This is a genomic window from [Actinomadura] parvosata subsp. kistnae (assembly GCF_900323885.1).
Classification (GTDB): domain Bacteria; phylum Actinomycetota; class Actinomycetes; order Streptosporangiales; family Streptosporangiaceae; genus Nonomuraea; species Nonomuraea composti.
Window position 1 is genome coordinate 801,526 of the sequence record NZ_OOHJ01000006.1, and the last position, 18,225, is coordinate 819,750.

General features: G+C 72.3%; 24 protein-coding genes and 1 tRNA gene. 14 read left to right on the forward strand and 11 right to left on the reverse strand.

The genetic code is table 11. The annotated features are described in order from the left end of the window. The first annotated feature begins 38 nt into the window (after window positions 1-38). The 3 genes from KIS93_RS07630 (at window position 39) to KIS93_RS07640 (ending at window position 1,823) form a co-directional block, all read left to right on the forward strand. Window positions 39-938: a LysR family transcriptional regulator gene (locus tag KIS93_RS07630; protein WP_080038769.1), complete on the forward strand. Its 900-nt coding sequence runs from the start codon at window positions 39-41 to the stop codon at window positions 936-938. 128 nt (window positions 939-1,066) lie between these two features. Beyond that, the gene (locus tag KIS93_RS07635; protein ID WP_230466170.1) at window positions 1,067-1,570 is read left to right on the forward strand and encodes a cupin; all 504 of its coding nucleotides are present in this window, start codon (window positions 1,067-1,069) and stop codon (window positions 1,568-1,570) included. 91 nt (window positions 1,571-1,661) lie between these two features. Next, window positions 1,662-1,823 carry a hypothetical protein gene (locus KIS93_RS07640; protein ID WP_155127263.1) on the forward strand — a complete coding sequence of 54 codons (162 nt, stop codon included), beginning with the start codon at window positions 1,662-1,664 and terminating at the stop codon, window positions 1,821-1,823. A 307-nt stretch (window positions 1,824-2,130) separates the two neighbouring features. On the opposite strand, the gene KIS93_RS07645 is transcribed toward KIS93_RS07640, so the two are convergent. Next, window positions 2,131-3,045 carry a DUF5685 family protein gene (locus KIS93_RS07645; protein ID WP_186403956.1) on the reverse strand — a complete coding sequence of 305 codons (915 nt, stop codon included), beginning with the start codon at window positions 3,043-3,045 and terminating at the stop codon, window positions 2,131-2,133. Window positions 3,046-3,619: 574 nt separating this feature from the next. Here KIS93_RS07645 and KIS93_RS07650 point away from each other — a divergent pair. Then, window positions 3,620-4,264 (forward strand): class I SAM-dependent DNA methyltransferase, encoded by a 645-nt coding sequence (locus KIS93_RS07650; protein WP_080038771.1) that lies wholly within the window; start codon window positions 3,620-3,622, stop codon window positions 4,262-4,264. 224 nt (window positions 4,265-4,488) lie between these two features. Here the strand turns inward: KIS93_RS07650 and KIS93_RS07655 are convergent, their stop codons facing one another. Both KIS93_RS07655 and KIS93_RS07660 read right to left on the reverse strand, forming a co-directional pair. Next, on the reverse strand, window positions 4,489-4,914 hold the full coding sequence (locus KIS93_RS07655; RefSeq protein ID WP_080038772.1) for a tautomerase family protein: 426 nt from the start codon (window positions 4,912-4,914) through the stop codon (window positions 4,489-4,491). Between the two features lie 31 nt (window positions 4,915-4,945). Beyond that, window positions 4,946-5,641, reverse strand: a complete 696-nt coding sequence (locus KIS93_RS07660) for an SDR family oxidoreductase (RefSeq protein ID WP_080038773.1) — start codon at window positions 5,639-5,641, stop codon at window positions 4,946-4,948. Window positions 5,642-5,708: 67 nt separating this feature from the next. On the opposite strand from KIS93_RS07660, the gene KIS93_RS07665 reads away from it, so the two are divergent. Then, window positions 5,709-6,299 carry a TetR/AcrR family transcriptional regulator gene (locus KIS93_RS07665; RefSeq protein ID WP_080038774.1) on the forward strand — a complete coding sequence of 197 codons (591 nt, stop codon included), beginning with the start codon at window positions 5,709-5,711 and terminating at the stop codon, window positions 6,297-6,299. Window positions 6,300-6,764: 465 nt separating this feature from the next. Here KIS93_RS07665 and KIS93_RS63175 read toward each other — a convergent pair whose 3' ends face one another. Genes KIS93_RS63175 through KIS93_RS07675 form a run of 3 tightly spaced genes read right to left on the reverse strand, consistent with a single transcriptional unit; the run spans window position 6,765 to window position 7,753 of the window. Further along, entirely contained in the window at window positions 6,765-6,980 is a 216-nt protein-coding gene (locus KIS93_RS63175) for a VOC family protein (protein WP_222107315.1), read from the reverse strand. Further along, on the reverse strand, window positions 6,977-7,138 hold the full coding sequence (locus tag KIS93_RS63180; protein WP_222107316.1) for a VOC family protein: 162 nt from the start codon (window positions 7,136-7,138) through the stop codon (window positions 6,977-6,979). The genes KIS93_RS63175 and KIS93_RS63180 overlap by 4 nt, the downstream gene beginning before the upstream one ends. Before the next feature lie 15 nt (window positions 7,139-7,153). Further along, on the reverse strand, window positions 7,154-7,753 hold the full coding sequence (locus tag KIS93_RS07675; protein ID WP_230466171.1) for a TetR/AcrR family transcriptional regulator: 600 nt from the start codon (window positions 7,751-7,753) through the stop codon (window positions 7,154-7,156). 283 nt (window positions 7,754-8,036) lie between these two features. Here KIS93_RS07675 and KIS93_RS07680 point away from each other — a divergent pair, with 283 nt between their 5' ends. Next, the gene (locus KIS93_RS07680) at window positions 8,037-8,864 is read left to right on the forward strand and encodes an alpha/beta fold hydrolase (RefSeq protein ID WP_080038777.1); all 828 of its coding nucleotides are present in this window, start codon (window positions 8,037-8,039) and stop codon (window positions 8,862-8,864) included. 199 nt (window positions 8,865-9,063) lie between these two features. Here the strand turns inward: KIS93_RS07680 and KIS93_RS07685 are convergent, their stop codons facing one another. The 5 genes from KIS93_RS07685 to KIS93_RS07705 all read right to left on the reverse strand — a co-directional run bounded on the left by KIS93_RS07685 (window position 9,064) and on the right by KIS93_RS07705 (window position 12,477). Beyond that, the gene (locus tag KIS93_RS07685; protein ID WP_155127266.1) at window positions 9,064-9,606 is read right to left on the reverse strand and encodes a GyrI-like domain-containing protein; all 543 of its coding nucleotides are present in this window, start codon (window positions 9,604-9,606) and stop codon (window positions 9,064-9,066) included. A 90-nt stretch (window positions 9,607-9,696) separates the two neighbouring features. Continuing rightward, window positions 9,697-10,320: a TetR/AcrR family transcriptional regulator gene (locus tag KIS93_RS07690; RefSeq protein WP_080038779.1), complete on the reverse strand. Its 624-nt coding sequence runs from the start codon at window positions 10,318-10,320 to the stop codon at window positions 9,697-9,699. 44 nt (window positions 10,321-10,364) lie between these two features. Then, complete coding sequence (locus tag KIS93_RS07695; protein ID WP_080038780.1) at window positions 10,365-11,183, reverse strand: nitroreductase/quinone reductase family protein; 819 nt, start codon at window positions 11,181-11,183, stop codon at window positions 10,365-10,367. Window positions 11,184-11,487: 304 nt separating this feature from the next. Continuing rightward, a tRNA-Leu gene (locus KIS93_RS07700) sits at window positions 11,488-11,560 on the reverse strand. A gap of 101 nt (window positions 11,561-11,661) precedes the next feature. Further along, complete coding sequence (locus tag KIS93_RS07705; RefSeq protein ID WP_080038781.1) at window positions 11,662-12,477, reverse strand: SDR family NAD(P)-dependent oxidoreductase; 816 nt, start codon at window positions 12,475-12,477, stop codon at window positions 11,662-11,664. A 126-nt stretch (window positions 12,478-12,603) separates the two neighbouring features. Between KIS93_RS07705 and KIS93_RS07710 the strand changes: the two genes are divergently transcribed. From KIS93_RS07710 to KIS93_RS07745, 8 genes are all read left to right on the forward strand, one after another. After that, on the forward strand, window positions 12,604-13,215 hold the full coding sequence (locus KIS93_RS07710) for a TetR/AcrR family transcriptional regulator (protein ID WP_080038782.1): 612 nt from the start codon (window positions 12,604-12,606) through the stop codon (window positions 13,213-13,215). 34 nt (window positions 13,216-13,249) lie between these two features. Beyond that, window positions 13,250-14,017, forward strand: coding sequence for a MerR family transcriptional regulator (locus KIS93_RS07715; RefSeq protein WP_080038783.1), 768 nt, complete (start codon window positions 13,250-13,252; stop codon window positions 14,015-14,017). A gap of 40 nt (window positions 14,018-14,057) precedes the next feature. Continuing rightward, complete coding sequence (locus KIS93_RS07720; RefSeq protein WP_080038784.1) at window positions 14,058-14,696, forward strand: TetR/AcrR family transcriptional regulator; 639 nt, start codon at window positions 14,058-14,060, stop codon at window positions 14,694-14,696. Between the two features lie 11 nt (window positions 14,697-14,707). After that, entirely contained in the window at window positions 14,708-14,992 is a 285-nt protein-coding gene (locus tag KIS93_RS07725; RefSeq protein WP_246005218.1) for a DUF6204 family protein, read from the forward strand. Window positions 14,993-15,053: 61 nt separating this feature from the next. Continuing rightward, window positions 15,054-15,608, forward strand: a complete 555-nt coding sequence (locus KIS93_RS07730) for an RNA polymerase sigma factor (protein ID WP_080038785.1) — start codon at window positions 15,054-15,056, stop codon at window positions 15,606-15,608. Next, a complete protein-coding gene (locus tag KIS93_RS07735; RefSeq protein ID WP_186403957.1) occupies window positions 15,608-15,784 on the forward strand; it encodes a hypothetical protein in 177 nt (58 codons plus the stop codon). The genes KIS93_RS07730 and KIS93_RS07735 overlap by 1 nt, the downstream gene beginning before the upstream one ends. Beyond that, window positions 15,772-16,458: a hypothetical protein gene (locus tag KIS93_RS07740; RefSeq protein WP_186403958.1), complete on the forward strand. Its 687-nt coding sequence runs from the start codon at window positions 15,772-15,774 to the stop codon at window positions 16,456-16,458. Before KIS93_RS07735 ends, KIS93_RS07740 begins: the two co-directional genes overlap by 13 nt. A 268-nt stretch (window positions 16,459-16,726) precedes the next feature. Then, on the forward strand, window positions 16,727-18,115 hold the full coding sequence (locus KIS93_RS07745) for a hypothetical protein (RefSeq protein ID WP_080038787.1): 1,389 nt from the start codon (window positions 16,727-16,729) through the stop codon (window positions 18,113-18,115). Window positions 18,116-18,225: the final 110 nt, after the last annotated feature.

Consider the following 18,225-nt stretch of genomic DNA (forward strand, 5'->3'; position numbering starts at 1 on the left):
CCCCGCACGTCCAATATCTGCTGTAATAGCCGGCGGCTATGGATGCTCACCTGCGTGACCTGCGATATTTCGTGACCGTGGCGGAGGAGCTCAGCTTCACCCGGGCGGCCGAGCGGCTGTTCATCGCGCAGCCCACGCTCAGCAAGCAGATCCGCCAGCTCGAAGAGCTGATGCGGGTGCGGCTGTTCGACCGCGACCGGCGCACGGTCCGGCTCACCGCGCCGGGCGAGGCGCTGCTGCCCGCCGCCCGCGAGCTGCTCCAGCAGTGGGACGAAGCCCAGCGGGCCGTCGGCGACGCCGCGGCCGCCGCGTCCTCCCGGCTGACCGTCGGCATGTCCACCAGCGTCGGCCGCGGTCTCCTGGCCACGCTGCGGGAACGGTTCGCCGAGCGCCGGCCCGCCTGCGACCTGCGGCTGCGCCAGGTCAACTGGACCGACCCCACCGCGGGCCTGGCCGAGGGCGAGGTCGACGTGGCGTTCGTGTGGCTGCCGTTCCCCGGCCAGGAGGACTTCCACGTCCGGGTCGTGGCTCGGGAGCCGCGCTGGGTCGCCTTCCGCGACGACCACTGGCTGGCCTCGCGCGACGAGGTCGACTTCGCCGAGCTGCTGGACGAGAAGTTCCTCGCGCTGCCCGAGAGCGCCGGCGAGCTGCGCGACCACTGGCTCGCCACCGACGAACGCGGCGGGCGGGCCCCGCTGGCCTGCACGACCGTCTCGAACGCGGAGGAGACGTTCGCGGCGCTCGAGAGCGGCGACAACGTCGTCCTGCTCGCGGCCGGCAACGCCGAGATCTACCGGCGGCCGGGGATCATGGCCATCCCGGTGAAGGGGCTGTCCCCGACCGTGCTCGCCGTCGCGTGGCGACGCGGCGACCACCGCAGCACCATCCGCGACCTGGTCGAGGCGGTGTCCGCGGAGCCGCACAGCCCTCCGTCCTGACCGTCGCCCGGCTGCCGGGGCTCTGGTGTGCGGCGCGATGATCGGCACGCGAGACTTTGGCGTGCGAGAGGGGCGCGCGGCTTTGGCTTGCGCGACCTGACGATCGGTGCGCGAGAGGGGCTTGCGCCATGCGACGATCGGCGCGCGGCGGCGGCGGGATCGGCGACGCGTGGCGGATGATCGGCCGGGCGGGGGCCGGAAGGATGACCGGCATGCATGACCGCGGCAGGAAGGACGTTCCCGACATGACCGTCACGCCGATCGACCTCTTCGCCCACCCCCTCCACCTGCGCCAAGGCGGCGGGATCCACCCCGAGAAACGGGCCACGGACTGCGGCGAGGACGGCTGGCAGCTCACGGCCCTGCACGCCAGGACCGACGCCGACGTGCACGCCGACCACTGGGAGGTCCACCCGGAGGCCGACGAGGTCATCTCCTGCCTCATCGGGAAGATCCGCCTCTACCTGCGGGCGGAGCATTCCGGGCAGGAGGAGGAGATCAGGCTGATGGCCGGGACCGCCGCGATCGTCCCGCGCGGGCGCTGGCACCGCATCGAGCTGGACATCCCCAGCAACATCCTGGCCGTCACCCTGCCGCGCGGCAGCCGCCTGGAAAAGCGCGCCGGCGCCTAGATCCGCGCGCGCCATCGTGGTCATGGGCACACGGAGGGTTACGTTGGGAAGGATCAGTAGTTCAAACGGGGGGAACGACATGACTCAGACCATGAGCGAGGGTGGAGCCACCGGCGAGGACCCGCAGAACATTGTCCGGGCGGTGACGGACTTCCTCCAGCAGGTGGCCCAGCGCCAGGAGGTGCCGCAGGACCTGCGCGAGCGCGCCGACCGGCTCAAGGCGTCCCTGGCCGGGGCCGCCGGCGGCCAGTAGCCGTACGTGAGGGTGGCCGTCCTTTCTCCGGCGGCCACCCCCGAGCTCGTCACGGCTTGATGCGGACCTTGAGGCTCTTGCGCTGCTCCATGGCCTCGTAGCCGTCCGGGACGCCGTCGGGTCGCACGCATCAGGAAAGTTCTCCCCGTTGGCTGTCTTGGGTGGTCGCGCGGTGATGCGGACCGACGTCACGCTCACCGCGCCGACACCAGGGAAGCCGCCCTGCCCCGTGCGAGGCAGAGCGCGTTCGTCGGGGGTCAAGCTCAACCCCTTACCAACGCGTCGAGAGCCCGGCGCAGCGGGACGGTCAGCCGCAGGCGCTGCAGATCTGGCCGATGGGGCCGCAGATCTCCGCGCACCAGCAGCAGAAGCAGCGGTGATCCCACTCCTCCTGCTTCCACTTGCTCCACCTCGGCCGCCACAGACCGCACGTGAGCAAGGTGCCGGTGCAGCCCGCCGTCTTGCGGGCCCAGCCCGGCTTCTCGTACGAGGCGCGAAAGGTCCGTTCGACGGCGCGGCGCGCTTCCGTGCCGAGCAGCACGTCCACCACGTGCCGCTCCTCGAACTCCACCTCGGCCAGCGCGAGCGTGATCCCGTGCGCGGCGTCCTCACACAGCCGCCGCGCCTCGGCGGGGGAGGTGCCGGTGGCGGTCAGCGGGTTGAACGCGCCGCGCCGCTCGTCCTCGGCCCGGTCCTCGCAGGCGTCCAGCAGGTACGCCAGCCGCCCGAAGAACCGGCCCGCCTCCCCGAGCGCCCCGGCATTGCCGGGCCGCCCGGCCAGCACCGCCGTGTAAGCGAAGGCCGCGGCGACGGCGTCCTCAGTCGGCGCGGACAACTCCAGCACCCTCCCGGCCCCCGCCTGGCCCTCTTCCAGCACCATCCCAGGATCCGCCTGGCGCTCCGGCGCTCTTTCACGCTCCAGAGCTCGTCCCGCCCCTACCTGGCGCTCCAGCACGAGTTGCCGTCCCACGGCCACCGTGAGCGGGGCGGGATCGAAGCCGACCGCCTCCGCCATGCGCACCCCCGCCGCCTCCCACCGCCTGGCCAGCGCGCCTTTCGCCCGCTCGCCGCCCAGCCGGCCGCCTCCCCACGAGGCGTCGCCGTCGGCCAGGTCGTCGCGCAGCCGTCCGGCGGCCAGCACCAGCGAGACGGCGGCCGCCAGCCGCGCCCGCGCCCGCGCGCGTCCAGGACCTCGGCCGTCCGGAACCCCCGCAACGCGCACGGCCCCGCCTTCCTGCGCGGCGCCGACGAGGGCAGTTGCGCCTCGGTCAGTACGGAGACGAGCAACGTGTCGTAGTTGGTCGCCAGCCGCGCCCCGTGCCCCTGCCCGTCGCGGAGCGTCAGGCAGAGCCCGCACAGATGCGCCACCCATGCCTCCCGCACCGCCGCGCAACCATGGTGAGCACAGGGGCGGATGATTCCGAACATATGACCTTCTTCTTCGCGCGTTTCGTCCGCCGATCATACGGACTCGCGCCCCACCCACGGCCAGTGCCGTCCCCGCTGGGGAACCGCTCAGCTCGCTTTCGGGCCCTGGTCGGGACCGGGAGGATCGGTGATGACGATGGCATGGGAACCGGCCGGGCCATCGGCGACAACGGTGCTGCCCGTGGCGGCCAGAGCCGCGGTCGCGCCGAACCCGACGGCGACCATGAGCGCCGCGGCACGACTCCGACAGCTGCGCATGGGATCGCTCCTCTTCAGGTGTGGGTTTCGCCTTCCAGAGGAGGGGCGTGCCACCTCGTTCCACCCGGTTCCATCCGCGACGCGCGGCACCACGGACTACCCTGGGCACGATGATCACCGATGGATGGCTGGCGGACACCCGCACGTCGTACGACACCGTCGCCGCGAGCTACGCCGACCACACCCGCGACCTGCTCACCCGCACCCCCTACGAACGCGCCTTCCTCGCGCTGTTCGCCGACCAGGTGCACGCCGCCGGCGGCGGCCCCGTCGCCGACGTCGGCTGCGGGACCGGCCGCATCACCGCCCACCTGAGCGGCCTGGGCGCCGACGCGTTCGGCATCGACCTGTCACCCGCCATGATCGAGGTGGCCCGCCGCGAGCACCCCGGCCTGCGCTTCGAGACCGGCACCATGACCGACCTCCACCTCGCCGACGCCTCCCTGGCCGGCCTGGTCGCGTGGTACTCGCTGATCCACGTCCCCGACGGCGACCTTCCCGCCGTCCTCACCCACTTCCACCGCACGTTGCGGCCGGGCGGCCCGCTGCTGCTCGCCTTCCACGCCGGCGACGGCACCCGGCTGATCACCCAGGGGTACGGCGGCCACCCCATGAAGGTCCACGTCCACTTCCGCCGCCCCGAACACCTGGCCGCCCGCCTCGACGAGGCCGGCTTCACCGTCGAGGCCCAACTCACCCTCACCTCGGCAGAGAGCAAGCTCGGCGCGGTCCTCATGGCCCACCGCCGCCCCTGAGCCCGGCCGGCCCTCTGCAACGTCGTCCCCGCGATCGCGACCGGGGGGTGCCGGCCCTTCTTGCCTTTGCGATGTCGCACCGGCTGAGCTAGGTCCCGTGATCGGTGCACACCCGGATGCCCCGTCCCAACGAGGACGCATGCGTACGCCGAGACCCGTTCCGACACGCCGGGCCGCCGGGCCGAGAGGCGGGACGTGGCAGCAGACGAGGAGACGGGTCGCCCTCAGTCGTAAGGGACGGGACGGTTCTCGCGGGCCCAGAGCCGCTCCGCCTCGCTGCCCGTGGGCGGCGGCGCCAGCCCGTCGATCATCCACAGGTCCCGAGGCGTCTCGTCCACGTGGAACTCGCAGTGCAGCCCGCGTTCCTGCGTGTGCCGGGCCAGCAGGCGGCCGAGCGCCTGGTTCATGCGCTCGCGCAGGCCGGGGTCGTCGGTGTGGCGGGCGATGTGCTCGATCACGACCCGCACCGTGTCACTGGACGGCCGGCCGCCGACCAGGAACGACGCCGGCGCGACCTCGTGGAAGAGCACGACGACGTAGAAGCCCGGCAGCCCGAACCGGGTGTAGAAGTCCGTGACGTCCTGCGCGAACGACTGCTTCTGCTCCTCGGTGAAGACTCCGGCGGGATGGTGGACGTGCCACAGCGGCATGTGCTCGCTCCTTCGGTGAAGTGCCGGGCGGTCAGATGGACACGGTGAGACCCTCGACCGGGCCCGACAGCGCCGCCTTCATCCGCCTGCTGACCTCGTCGACCAGAACCTCGGCGGCCCCGTTCTCGACGCCGTCCAGCACCGCCGCGGCGACCTCGGCGGGCGAGATCTTCTGGGCGGGGATGTCGGCGACCATGTCGGTGTCGGCGAAGCCGAGGTGCACGCCGACGACCTGGGTGCCCTGCGGCGCGAGCTCGACGCGCAGGGAGTTGGTGATCGACCACAGGGCGGCCTTCGAGGCGCCGTAGGCTCCGGTGCCCGCGGCCCAGGACAGCACGGAGTGCATGTCGACCAGCGCGCCGCCGCCGTTCGCCGCCAGGATCGGGGCGAAGGCGCGGGCCACGCGCAGGGGGCCGAACACGTTGGTGTCGAACGTCGCGAGCACGTCGGCCGGGTCCGCCTTCAGCAGCGGCGACGGGAACAGCACGCCCGCGTTGTTCACCACGATGTTCACGTCGCGGGCCTGGCCGGCGAGGGCCTCGATCGCCTCCGGGTCGGTGACGTCGAGGCTGATGGGCAGGACGCGGGGGTCGTCGGCGGGCACGGGCTTGCGGGCCGTCACGTACACCTTCGCCGCTCCGCGTTCGAGGAGCGCTTCGGCGATCGCCTTGCCGAGGCCGCGCTGGCCGCCCGTCACGAGCGCCACGGCATGCTTGATCGTGACCATGATGGTCTCCTTCGGCTAAAATAAATGACGAGCATCATCTATACCCCACGAAGGAAGTGCCGACAACATGCCGAGAGCATCCCGGGCCGACGCCGAGCGTCATCGCGAGCAGGTGATCGAGGCCGCGGCGAAGCTGGTGCGCGCACACGGCGCCGGCAACGTGAGCGTCCCGCAGGCGATGGCCGCGGCGGGGCTGACCCACGGCGGCTTCTACCGCCACTTCGCCTCCAAGGACGACCTGATCGCGCAGGCGTGCTCGGCCGCGTTCGCCGAACGCGTCAAGGCCCTGGACGACCTCACCGAGACCGACGCCCCCGAAGCCTCCCCCCGGGCCACCTTCCTCAACGGCTACCTGTCCACGCTGCACCGCGACAACGCCGCCCTCGGCTGTCCCGGCGCGGCCCTGGCCGTGGACGCCGCCCGCACCGAGCCCGGCACCCCGCTCCGCCAGGCCTTCACCGACGGCCTGCGGGAGCTGATCGCGTCGATGCGCCAGCTCGACTCGGACGGCACGGACGAGGAAACGGTGATCGTCGAGCTGTCCACCATGGTGGGAGCGCTGATGTTGTCACGCGCCTGCGCCGGCGACCCCCTGTCGGACGAGATCCTCACCGTGGTCCGCCGCCACCTCCTGGGTGAGGAAGCCGATCCCGCCTGACCGCCCGCCCATCTCACCCACCTCGACCAGTCCGACCAGCACATCCGGCCCGGCCATGCCGCCCACCGCACCCGACCCGGTCAGGCCGCCCCCCGCGCCCAGCTCGGTCAGGCTTGAGCAGCCTATCGATTACTCAGGGTGAAGGTTTCTGCGCGGGAAGGGGCTGCCGCAGGTCCTTGAGGTGGCGGCGCGGAAATCCACACACCGGACCACGCCGGCGGGCCTGGCGGGGTGGGCGGTGCACGAGACACCTGGCCTAGGGAGATCATGCCGGGGGCGGACAACGGCCCGGACCGGGCGGCGTCCCCCGCCTGCTCGGCCAGCACCTCAGTCGGTCGGCCCGCCACGATCGGCGGGTGGGCGCAGCGCCGGTTCGGCCCCCAGCTGCGGCACCCCGGCATGACGTGCGGCGACCGGAACTTCGCCGCCGCGTACATCCCACCGCGAACATTCCGCCGAGGGCGGTCAGGCCGGGGACATCACCTCGTACAGGTTGCGGGCGGCGTCGACGAAGAACAGGCCGCGCGGGCACAGCGGGTGGTCGATGCGGCCGTTGTCGGGGTGCGCCGGGTGGTTGCCGAACGCGACGCCGTGCTCGCGCAGCCGGGCCAGGATCGCGTCGAAGGTGGCCGGGTCGACGTCGAAGGCGAGGTGCATGCCGGTGGGGTCGGCGACCGTCATGAAGTCGAGGGTGAGTTGTTCGTTGACCCGTACCGGGGCGAAGTGCCCGTCGCGGCCGGCCGGGGCAGCTCCGGCAGGCCCATGATCGTGGCGAAGAAGCGCGCGGCCTGGCGGTTGTCGACGGCGGGCACGATGGTGTGGTTGAGCGTGATGGTCATCCGGTGACCTCCAGGTCAGGGGTGGCGGGTGCCGTGCAGCAGGATGTCGACGAGGTCGGTGGGGGTCAGCTCCGCGCCGGCGGGCAGCGGGCGGGCGAACAGCAGGCCGAGGAAGGCGGCGGCGACCTGCCGGGGCTCCAGGCGCAGTGCCGCGCGGTCGGGCTCGATCAGCTCGGTCACCGCCTCCAGGGTGGCCCGCGCCGAGGCTTCCCGGGCGCCCGGTGCGGGGCGGCGGGCGGCGGCGCGGTCGTGGTGGTGGCCGGAGGCGTAGAGGGCGGCGGCCACGGTGCCCATGCGTTCCAGATGGGCGCGCAGCGCCTCGGCGGCCTGCACCAGGCGGGCGGCCAGCGGTTCGTCGAGGGGGATCGAGGCCAGTTCGCGCAGCGCGTGGTCGGGGTTCATGGCTTCGGTCATGCACGCCTGCAGCACCTCGTCCTTGTCGGCGAAGGCCCGGAAGATGGTGCCCTCGCCGACGCCGGCGGCGCGCGCGATCTGGCTGGTGGTGACGTTGGCGCCGTGCTCGGCGACCAGGGGGAGCGCGGCGGCCACGATCATCGCCCTGCGCTGTTCGACGCTCATCGCCGGCGCTCGCCGGCGGGGAGTGGTGTCGGTCATGGCTCCATGGTACGGAGTGAGCGCTCACTCCGCCATGGAGCCGCTGCCGAGAGTCCCTGATCTCTCCGCCACGGAGCCGCTGTCGAGAGCCTCTGATCCACCGTCATGGAGCCGCTGTCGAGAGTCCCTGATCGAACGGGCAAAGACCCCCAGGCCCGGCCTTGACCTTAATCGGGCGGTGAACTGCGGTAATTCCTGCGATGGCCCGTACGCCGTCCCGTCCGTCGCAGGCCGGTACGGCGGGCGTCCGTCACGATCACCGACCACCCGGGGAGAGCTCACCATGCCTTACGTCAGCACCCGCGACGACGAGCAGATCTTCTTCTACGACTGGGGCAGCGGCCCGCCGGTCATCTTCATCCACGGCTGGCCGCTGAACGCCGACGCCTGGCACGACCAGATGAAGGCGGTCGTCGACAACGGTTTCCGGGCGATCGCGCACGACCGGCGCGGCCACGGCCGCTCCAGCCAGCCGTGGGGCGAGTACGACTTCGACACCTTCGCCGACGACCTGGCCGACCTGATCAACGCCCTGGACCTGCGCGAGGTGACGCTGGTGGCGCACTCGATGGGCGGCGGGGAGCTGGCCCGCTACATCGGCCGGCACGGCACCTCGCGGCTGAGCAGGGCGGTGCTGCTGTCGGCGGTGCCGCCGCTCATGCTCAAGACGCCCGACAACCCCGAGGGCACCCCGCAGGAGGTGTTCGACCAGATCAAGGCCGGGATCCTCGCTGAACGCTCCCAGTTCTGGCGCGACAGCGCCGACGGCTTCTTCGGCGCCAACCGGCCGGGCAACAAGGTGACGCAGGGCAACAAGGACGCGTTCTGGCTGATGGCCATGGCCGAGAACATCCAGGCCGGGGTGGCCTGCGTGGACGCCTTCTCGGCCACGGACTTCACCGAGGACCTGAAGAAGTTCGACATCCCCACGCTGATCGTCCACGGCGACGACGACCAGGTGGTGCCGATCGCGGCGTCCGCCGAGAAGTCCGCCAAGATCATCCCGGACTGCGTGTACAAGGTGTACGAGGGCGGCTCGCACGGCATCGCGCTGGTGCCGGGCGACAAGGAGAAGTTCAACAACGACCTGCTGGAGTTCCTGCGCGGCTGACCGCCTCGCACCCAGGACGGGATCCGGCGGGGACGGGCGTCGTGGTCAGCCGCTCGGGCCGCTGAACCCGTAGAGGGCGCCGGTGTCGATCGGCGGCCGGCAGACCCGCTGGAGCCGACCTGCCGGACGCACGCGCCGCTCGCCCGCACCGCGCCGTTCCCGGGCGGCGAGAGTTACGAGGAGCTGCGGGTGCCGTCCGTCATCGGGACGCGGACCCTGCGGCGACGGACGCTGGGCGCACCGGCTGCCTGAGCAGCGTTCTGGGCTCGGGATCGGTGAACTCGGTCAGGTAGATCTCGTGGTGCAGCCCGTTGCGGACCAGCCCGTGCTCGGCCATGAAGGCGTCCATCACGTCGAGCGACCTCTTCTCCTCGCTGTAGGGGCCCTCGTGCAGCAGCTCCACGCACTCGCCCTCGGTGAAGGTGACGACCTGCACGCGGTCGGCGGCCGCGCAGGACGCGCGCACCTGCTCGCACGCCGCCTCGACCGCCCCCGGCGCGGGTACGCCGGCCAGGGGCAGCAGCAGATGCCACCGCCACTGCTCGCGCGGCACCTCCAGCGGCGGCCGGGAGTGGTCCTCCACCCACCAGCGCCCCTCCAGCGGGCCGGCGGGGCCGCCCATGGCGGAGGCCACGGTGTACAGGGCGCCGATGGCCGACAGGTGCTCGGTGCCGCCGGGCTCGCCCATGCCGGTGACGTTCAGGCAGGTGACAGGGCCGCGGTGGACCACTTGCGGGGTCATGGTTCGTCCTCCAGAGGGATCGTCAGGCGGGCTGGTCGCCCGCGTCCCTCAGCATGAGGTCTCCCTGTGGGGGAGAGTCCAGCCGGGCGATCAGCTCAGTGCGCCCTGGCTGTAGTCGGTGGCGGCGTACACGCGCAGGAGCCGGTCGACGCCGTGCAGGAACGTCTCGCAGATCAGTTCCGGGTCGAACAGGCAGCCGGCCGCCATGGCCCCGTCGCGCATCATCACGAAGTGGCGGGCGGCCGGCTCGGCGCCGGTCTCCTGGATCTTGGCCAGCAGCTCCGTGACGGTGTCGAGGAACCATTGGCGGTGGGCGAGCACCGCCTGGTGCACGGGGGAGGCGGGGTCGGGGTACTCGGCGGCGGCGTTGAGGAAGGCGCATCCCCGGAAGCCGGGCGACCGGATGCCCTCGGCGATGGACTCGCCGAGGGCCCGGAGGCTGTCGGCGGGCGCGGGCCGGGCGGCGACGGCCTGGTCCGCCTGGCCGCGCATCACCCGGTCGACCTCGCCCAGGTAGGCGAGGACGAGGTCTTCCTTGCCGGGGAAGTGCCGGTAGAGGGTGGCCCGGGTCACCTTTGCCTCGGCGACGATGCGGTCGATGCCGACGGCGTGGATGCCCTCCGTGTAGAAGAGCCGGGTGGCCGTGGCGAGCAGCCGGGACCGCGCTTCGGACGGGCGCGCTTCGGACGGGCGGCCTTCTGCTGGAGTGGGCATGACGCCATCCTACCGAGGAGAACGTTCGGTCCCGGGCGACGATCTCAGTTCAGCAGCGGGACGAGCTGCTGCTCCTCGTAGTCCAGGTGGGCCTCCAGCTCGCGGGTGAGCCGCTCCACCTCCGCCAGCAGGTCCGCCGGTGCGACGTCGTCGGCGCGCAGCAGCGTCTGCAGCTCGTCGAGGAGCCGGGCGATGACCTCGTGCTCGTCGCGCAGCCGCGCCAGCACCTGCGCCGCTTCCGGGTAGCGGTCGGCGATCGCGGGGAACATGTGCCCGTCCTCGCGCGAGTGGTGCACGTGCAGGCCCTGGCACATGGTCAGGCAGTTGACGCGCAGCTGCGCGGCCAGGCGCGGGCCCGAGGCGCGCACCTCCCGGCGGATGAGGTCCAGCTCGCGGCGGAAGTTGTCGTGCATGGCGATCAGCGCGTCGCCCAGGCCGCCGGCGGGCGGCGCGAAGTCGGTCGCGGTCAGGGCCACGACGGGCAGGGTGCGTCCCGACTTCTTCTCGTACGCGGCCCAGCCCGCGTCCAGCTCGACGGCGCGGGCGAAGACGCGGTCACGCTCCTCGCCTTCGAGCGCGACCGCCTTGGCCTGGTAGGTGAAGATGCCGGTCTCCACGGTGGCCCGCGGGTCGGCCCGCAGGTTGTGGTACCAGGCCGGGTGCCGGGGCGAGCCGCCGGCGGAGGCGATGACGAGGATGCGGTCACCGTCGGGCAGGTAGCCGAGCGGGACGGTGTGCGGGGCGCCGGACCGGGCGCCGGTGGTGGTCAGCAGGATCAGCCTGGCTCCCTCGAAGGGGCCGCCGACCTCGCCTTTGTTGGTACGGAACTCGTCGATGATCTGCTGGTTGAAATCCATGGGCATGCTGGTTTCTGCTCCTGGCGGTACGCGGGAAGTAAGGCTTGTTGAAAAGACCGGAAACCCGCGCGGGCATGCCAGGGCGCAGCGGGTTTACGACACCGCCGAGGGCATGGGGAGACGCGCGGGCGCAGTGCGCTCAGGCACGACCGACAGTGTGAGTGGTCACGGCGTCATCCCCCTTGATTCGGCGCCTCCATGCCGCGACCGTCCTCCCGGCCGGCGACACGCGACGCGACGGTTATTACGCACACATCCCCGCGAAGCTGTCAAGCTGACGGCCGGCCGCGCCCTGATGACGGTCGGTGGGTACGTCCGGCGGGATTCGAACCCGCACCGTACGGCTCCTTAGGCCGTTGCCTCTCCCATTGGGCTACGGACGCGTTGGGGAAAGGGCCGCGAAAGCCGTTCCGAGCCCTTTCCTCACTTCGTGAATGACATTAATGGCGTGGTCGGCGGCCTTGCCAGTCAATAAAAGGGGGCGTCATCCCGGTGCCAGGCGGCTGAGCCGTTCCCAGGCGCGGTATTGCTCGGTGCGGGCCTGCTCCATTTGCAGCACCATGTCGTAAGAGGCGCTGCCGACGATCAGCCGCACCGGCGGGTCCGGCAGGTTCACCAGCTCCATGATGACGGGCGCGGCCGTGCTCGGGTCGGGGCCGGCGTCGTCGCCCCACATCTCGGCCAGCTTGGCGCGCAGCGGCTCGTAGACGGGGTTCGGCTCGGTCGCGGTGGTGCCCACGGTGAACAGGCCGGTGTCGTAGCCGCCCATCTGCAGGATGGTGACCTTGACGCCGAACGGCTCCAGCTCCATAGCCAGGGCCTGGCTGACGGAGTCGAGCGCCGACTTGCCGGCCGCGTACATGCCGGTCGAGGCGAAGCCGCCGCCGGCGCCCATCGAGGTGACCTGGAGGAGGTGGCCGGAGCCCTGGGCGCGCAGGTGCGGGACGACGGCCTGCGCGACCCACACGGCGCCGAAGAAGTTGACGTCGAAGTGGGCCCGCAGCTGCTCCTCCGTGGCCTCCTCGACCATGCCGTACAGCAGGGTGCCGGCGTTGTTGACCACGACGTCGAGCCGGCCGAACGCGGTCACGGCCCGCTCCACGCCGTCGAAGACGGCCGCGCGGTCGGAGACGTCGAGCGACAGCCGTACGAGCCGGTCGGGGTGCTCCTCGGCCAGCCCGGCCAGCGGCTCCACGTTGCGCGCCGCCGCCACGACCCGGTCCCCGGCGGCCAGCGCCGCCTGCGTGAACGCCCGTCCGAGGCCCCGCGACGCGCCGGTGATGAACCATACTCGGGTCAAGATTCTCTCCTTGCCAGACGAACCGAGACGAGACGGCTCGTCTCGTCGAACGATCCCCACTATGGGGCAGGCGTGAAGACGTGTCAAGACGGACCGTCTCGTCTCGTTAAGCGGTATACTGGCGGCATGCCGAAGGATCCCGATCCCGCCCGCCGCAGCGAGCGCTCCCGCCAGGCCATCCTGGAGGCCGCCCGCGAGCTGGTCTCCGAGGTGGGCTACGCCAAGGTCTCCATCGAGGCCATCGCCGCCCGCGCCGGCGTGGGCAAGCAGACCATCTACCGCTGGTGGCGCGGCAAGGGGGCGGTGGTCTTCGACGCGTTCCTCGCGCTGAGCGAGGCGGGAGAGGGCGAGGCGGGGGAGGGCGGCGGCGTGACCCTGCCCGACACCGGCGACATCGAGGCCGACCTGAAGACGGTGATGCGGGCGACGGTGGCCGAGTTCGCCGATCCGGCGTTCGAGGCGCCGATCCGGGCGCTCAACATGGAGATCGTCAGCGACCCCGAGCTCGCCGCCCAGTACCGCGAGCGGCTGGCCGGGCCGGTCGACGAGGCCAAGAAGGCCAGGCTGCGCAGCGCGCAGCGGGCCGGCCAGCTCGCCGCCGACGTGGACCTCGACCTGGCGCTGGAGCTGCTGTACGCGCCCCTCTACCAGCGGTGGCTGCAACGGTCGGGCCCGCTGACCCCTGCCTACGCCGACGCCCTGGTCGATCTCTTCCTCAAGGCGATGCGCCCGAGTTGACGTTCACGCCACGTCACCCTCTTAACTGGGAGGCATGCGGATCGGAGAGCTGGCGGCGCTGCTCGGGGTGTCCACCCGGACGGTGCGGCACTACCACCATCAGGGCGTGCTGCCGGAGCCGCCGCGCCGGGCCAACGGCTACCGCGAGTACGGCATGCGCGACGCGGTCGCGCTGGCCCGCGTCCGCCGCCTGGTCGAGCTGGGGCTGAGCCTGGAGGAGGCCCGCGACGTGATCGCGGAGGACCGCTCCAGGGAGCTGCCCGAGATCCTGGCCGAGATCGACGCCGACCTCGCCGCGCAGGAGGCCGACATCCGGCGCCGCCGCGCCCGCCTGGCCGAGATGCTGGCCCGCGCCGAGGACGGCACGCTCGGCCCCGACGACACCGCCTCGCCCGACCTGGTCGACTTCCTGCGGGTGGTGGACGTGCCGGCCTCCAAGAGCGCGGCCTGGGACCGCGATCTGCTCGTGCTGGTGGACAGTGTGTCCACGGCGGACGACCGGCAGCGCACGTTCGCGATGCTCGACACGCTGGCCGCCGACCCGCAGGCGGCGGCGCTCGGTCAGGAGTTCTACCGCAGGCTGGACGAGCTGGCCGACGCCGAGCCCGACGACCCCCGGGTGCCGGAGCTGGCCGCGGCCATGGCCGACTACAGCGTCCGGCACGTGCTGCACGACCTGCGGCCCGGCCCCGGCTGGAACCCGGAGCAGATGGAGCCCTTCCTCGAAGGGCTGTCGCCGGCGCAGGCGGAGGTCGTCCGGCAGGCGACCCGCCTCATCACACAGGTCGGACACGAACAATAAAACTGCAATCGACTCCAAGTTTGCAGTACGCTTCACCTTCATGACCGAAGGACTGCGCGAGCGCAAGAAACGCCAGACCCGGCAGCGCATCTCCGAGGTGGCCATCGGCCTGTTCGTGGAGCGCGGCTTCGACAACGTCACGATCGCCGAGGTCGCCGCCGCCGCCGAGGTGTCGGTGAACACCGTCTACAACTACTTCCCGGCCAAGGAGGACCTGGTGCTGCCGCCCGAGGAGGCGTCCCCGCACCGGCTGGCCGACATCGTGCGCGAGCGCGCCCCCGGCGAGTCGGCGGCGGGCGCGGTGCTGGCCCGCCTGCGCCGGGAGGTGCGCGGGCGCGAGCGCCGGGTGGGGCTGACGGCCGGGTTCGGGCGGGTGCTGGAGATGATGCGGGCCGCGCCCACGCTCACCGCCCGGCTGGAGGCGCTGGGCGCGCAGATGACCGACGCGCTGGCCGAGCTGCTGGCCGAGGAGACCGGCGCGGCGAAGGACGATCCGCTGCCGCGCGTCGTCGCCTGGCACCTCGGCTGCCTGCACGCGCTGGTGCTGTCGGAGATCGGCCGGCGCACGGCGGCGGGGGAGCGGCCCGGCACGATCGCGACCGCCGTGCTGGAGCTGCTGGACGCGGCCGAGAGCGTGCTGGGCGAGCGGGTCCTGGCCTATGCCGTACGAGGGGAGTGACCGTGTTCAGGGTGACGATCAGGGGCAAGTTCAAGGGGCTCGACGACGCAGGGAAGGCCGTCGTGCGGGAAGCGGCGGGCGCCGGCTACACCGAGGCCGGCACGTTCACGCACGACGCGACCGTGTCGGTGTTCACGTTCCGCTGTCAGGTGCCCGCCGGGAAGCCGGAGGACGACGAGGACGACGCGGCGCTGACGGCGATGGCGGCCCTGGAGGCGTTTGGGCTGCCGCACGAAATTCTGAAGGTCGCGGTGACCGACATGCGAGACATCAAAATTCGCCGCAAATCAGGGTGAAACAATCCGTCGGGTCCGGACACGTACGAGGTGTCGGATCGATCGGATGAGAGCAGGCAGCGTGACACACCATGACCGCAAGCAGCGCTTCGAGGTGATCTACGTTGCCAACTACGCCGACATCCTCGCCTACATCCGGCGCCGGACCGACTCCCACGACGACGCCGCCGACGCCCTCGCCGAGACGTTCGCCACCGCCTGGCGCCGCCTCGACGACCTCCCGCGAGGCCAGGACGCGCGGCTGTGGCTGTTCGGCGTGGCCCGCCGTGTGCTGGCCAACGGCCGCCGTGCCGAGTCACGCCGCAGCGAGCTGGTGGAACGGCTCGGCCGGCAGCTCGCCGTGTGGGCCGAGCACATCGAGGCGGGCGAGAGCATGGCCGGCGTCCAGGAGGCGTTCGGCCGGCTGAGCGGCGACGACCGGGAGATCCTCGCGCTGGCCGGCTGGGAGGGGCTGGGCTCCGACGAGATCGCCACCGTCCTCGGCTGCTCGCGCGCCAACGCCCGGCTACGGCTGCACCGGGCACGCAAACGGCTGGCCCGGCAGCTCGACGCGGCCGGCGTGGACCTGGCGCGCATCGGCCTGCGTGCCGTCGCGATGACGAAGGGGGCCATGTGATGCACGAGATCGACCGCCTGGTGGCCGGCATCGCGCCCGACCCCGGCCCCGGCACGACGCCGCTCGCCAGGGAGCTGTTCGAGGAGATCACCGCCGCCCCCGTTCCCGCCGTCGCCACCCCCACCCCCGCCGCCGCGCCCGCCGCCGGCGCAGGTGGGTGGCCGTGCCGGTGCTGAGCACGCTGGCGGCCCTGCTGTCCTTCGGCGTCGCCCAGGCGCCCGCCTCCGCCGCGCTGGACATCAAGGTGGTGGACGACCACTACGTGATCACGGTCAAGAACCTGATGGCCGAGCCCGAGGTGTACCAGCGCGAGCTGCGGGCCAGAGGGCTGGACATCACGCTCGACCTGGTGCCGACGTCCGCGAGCATGGTGGGCCGGCTGATCGTGATCAACGACATGGACCGGCTCAGAGCGGGACAGATGGTGCCCGCCGAAGGCCCCATCACCACCATCGACTCCCCAGGGCCCTGCGAGCGGTTCGCCGGCTGCCCCGTCGGGGTGAAGGTGCCGGTCGGCTTCGACAAGAAGGCGGAGATCACGCTCGGGCGGCGGGCCCAGCCCGGCGAACGGTACAAGCTGCCGCCCGGCATCGCGCTGCCCGGCGAGCCCCTGCACTGCGTGGCCTTCGTCAACAAGAGCGTCACCGAGGTCTCGGCCCTGCTGCGGGAGCGCGGCGTCACGCCGTCATACATCTCCTCCGGCAAGCCCTCCAGTCCCTCCGCGCCCGGCGACTGGTACGTGCACGACGGCGTCATGAGCGCCGACGGCCAGGCGCTCCTGCTGGTCGGCGCCGAGCCCGCCGCCCGGCGCGACCCCAGACTCAGCCCGACTGCCGAGTCCGGCTGCTGAGCCCGGGCCACTGAGCCCGGCCGGCTTTCAAGCCTGGTCACTGAGTACGGCTCCGTCCTAAGCCGCCTTCTGCGGGGCGCGCGCGACTGACGGCGCGCCCCGCATCACCCCGCCATGCCCTCCGCCGGCATGCGCGCACTTCACCCCTGCACCGCCTGCGGCAGGTGCCGGGCCCCACGCCGTGAGCTCTTCCCGGCATGCCCGGAGCCCGGCCCTGCCCCCGCCCTGCCCTGCCCTGCCCTGCCCTGCCCCGACGATCGGATCTCGCGTGCTCACCGCCACCCGCGTGCAACTGCCCGCCCCGCTGCGCCGCCGCGCCGCCGGCCACCGCGTCTTCGCCGTGCTGCTGGTCCTGGCCGCCGCGCTGCGGGTGCTGACCATGCTCGGCTACCGTCCGGCCACGCTCTACTGGTACGACTCCTTCACCTACCTCGACACTGCCGTGCACCCGGCCCCGTCGGCGACCTTCCACCCCATCGGCTACCCGCTGCTGCTGCGGGCGCTGCTGCCGTTCCACAGCGTGGAGCTGATCGCGGCCGTGCAGCACGCCATCGGACTGGCCACGGGAACGCTGCTGTACGTGGTGCTGCGCCGCCGGTCGGCGCCCGGCTGGGTGGCCGCGCTGGCGCCGGTGCCGCTGCTGTTCGACGCCTCGTTCCTGCGCCTGGAGCACGGCGTGCTGTCGGACACGCAGTTCATCTTCCTGGTCGTGGCCGGCCTGGCGGTGCTGATGTGGTCGCCGAAGCTGTCCACGCGCGCCGCCGCCGGGGCCGGCCTGCTGTTCGCGGCGGCCGCGCTGACCCGGACGATCGCGCTGCCGCTGCTGCTGCTGGTCGTGCTCGTGCTGGCCGTCCAGCGGGTCGGGTGGCGGCGCCTGGCGGCGCTGGTCCTGGCCGGTACGCTGCCCCTGGCCGGCTACGCCGGCTGGTACGCCGCCCACCACGGCCGCTTCGCCCTCAGCGGTGCCGACGGGGTCGCGCTGTGGGCCCGCACGATGACGTTCGCCGACTGCGCCCGCATCCAGCCGCCGCCCGATCTGGCGCCGCTGTGCCCCAACGGGACGACGGTGGACGCGGCCTCGGAGTACGTGTGGGCCCCCGGCGCCTCGCTCAACCGGCTGCCCGGCGACCGCTTCACCCACAACGACGAGGCCCGCGCGTTCGCGATCGAGGCCATCCTCGCCCAGCCGCTGGACTACCTGGCCGACGTCGCCGCCGACACCGCGATCGCCTTCTCCTGGACCCCGATCCCGCACCCGCAACGCGTCACCCCGGCCTTCGGCTTCCGCGGCGGGCACTGGGAGCTGCCCGCCCAGCCGCTCATCGACAAGGTCAAACGGGAGTACGACCCGGACATCCGCGGCCTGTCGTCGGTGTCGCCGTACGCGGACGTCCTCATCGCCTACCAGTACGCCGCCTACCTGCGCGGCCCCGTGCTGGGCCTGATCCTGCTGCTCGGCGCCTTCGCGGCGGTCCGGCGGCCCCGCGTGGCGCTGCTGCCGTGGGCGGTGGCGGTGGGCCTGCTGGTCGGCCCGGTCGCGGTCCTCGACTTCGACCACCGGTACGTGCTGCCCGTCATCCCGGTCGCCTGCCTGGCCGCCGCACTCGCCCATCCCAGAGGTGAGAAATCCGGACGATATGGGCGCCCGACCGCCTGACGAGCTGCGCGTCGAGAACGACCGGCACCACCGGCCTGACCCGCCCCAGGAGGCACCCTAGGCGAGCGCCGTACCCGCGTGTACGGTCAGGGCGCCCACACGTGTACGGT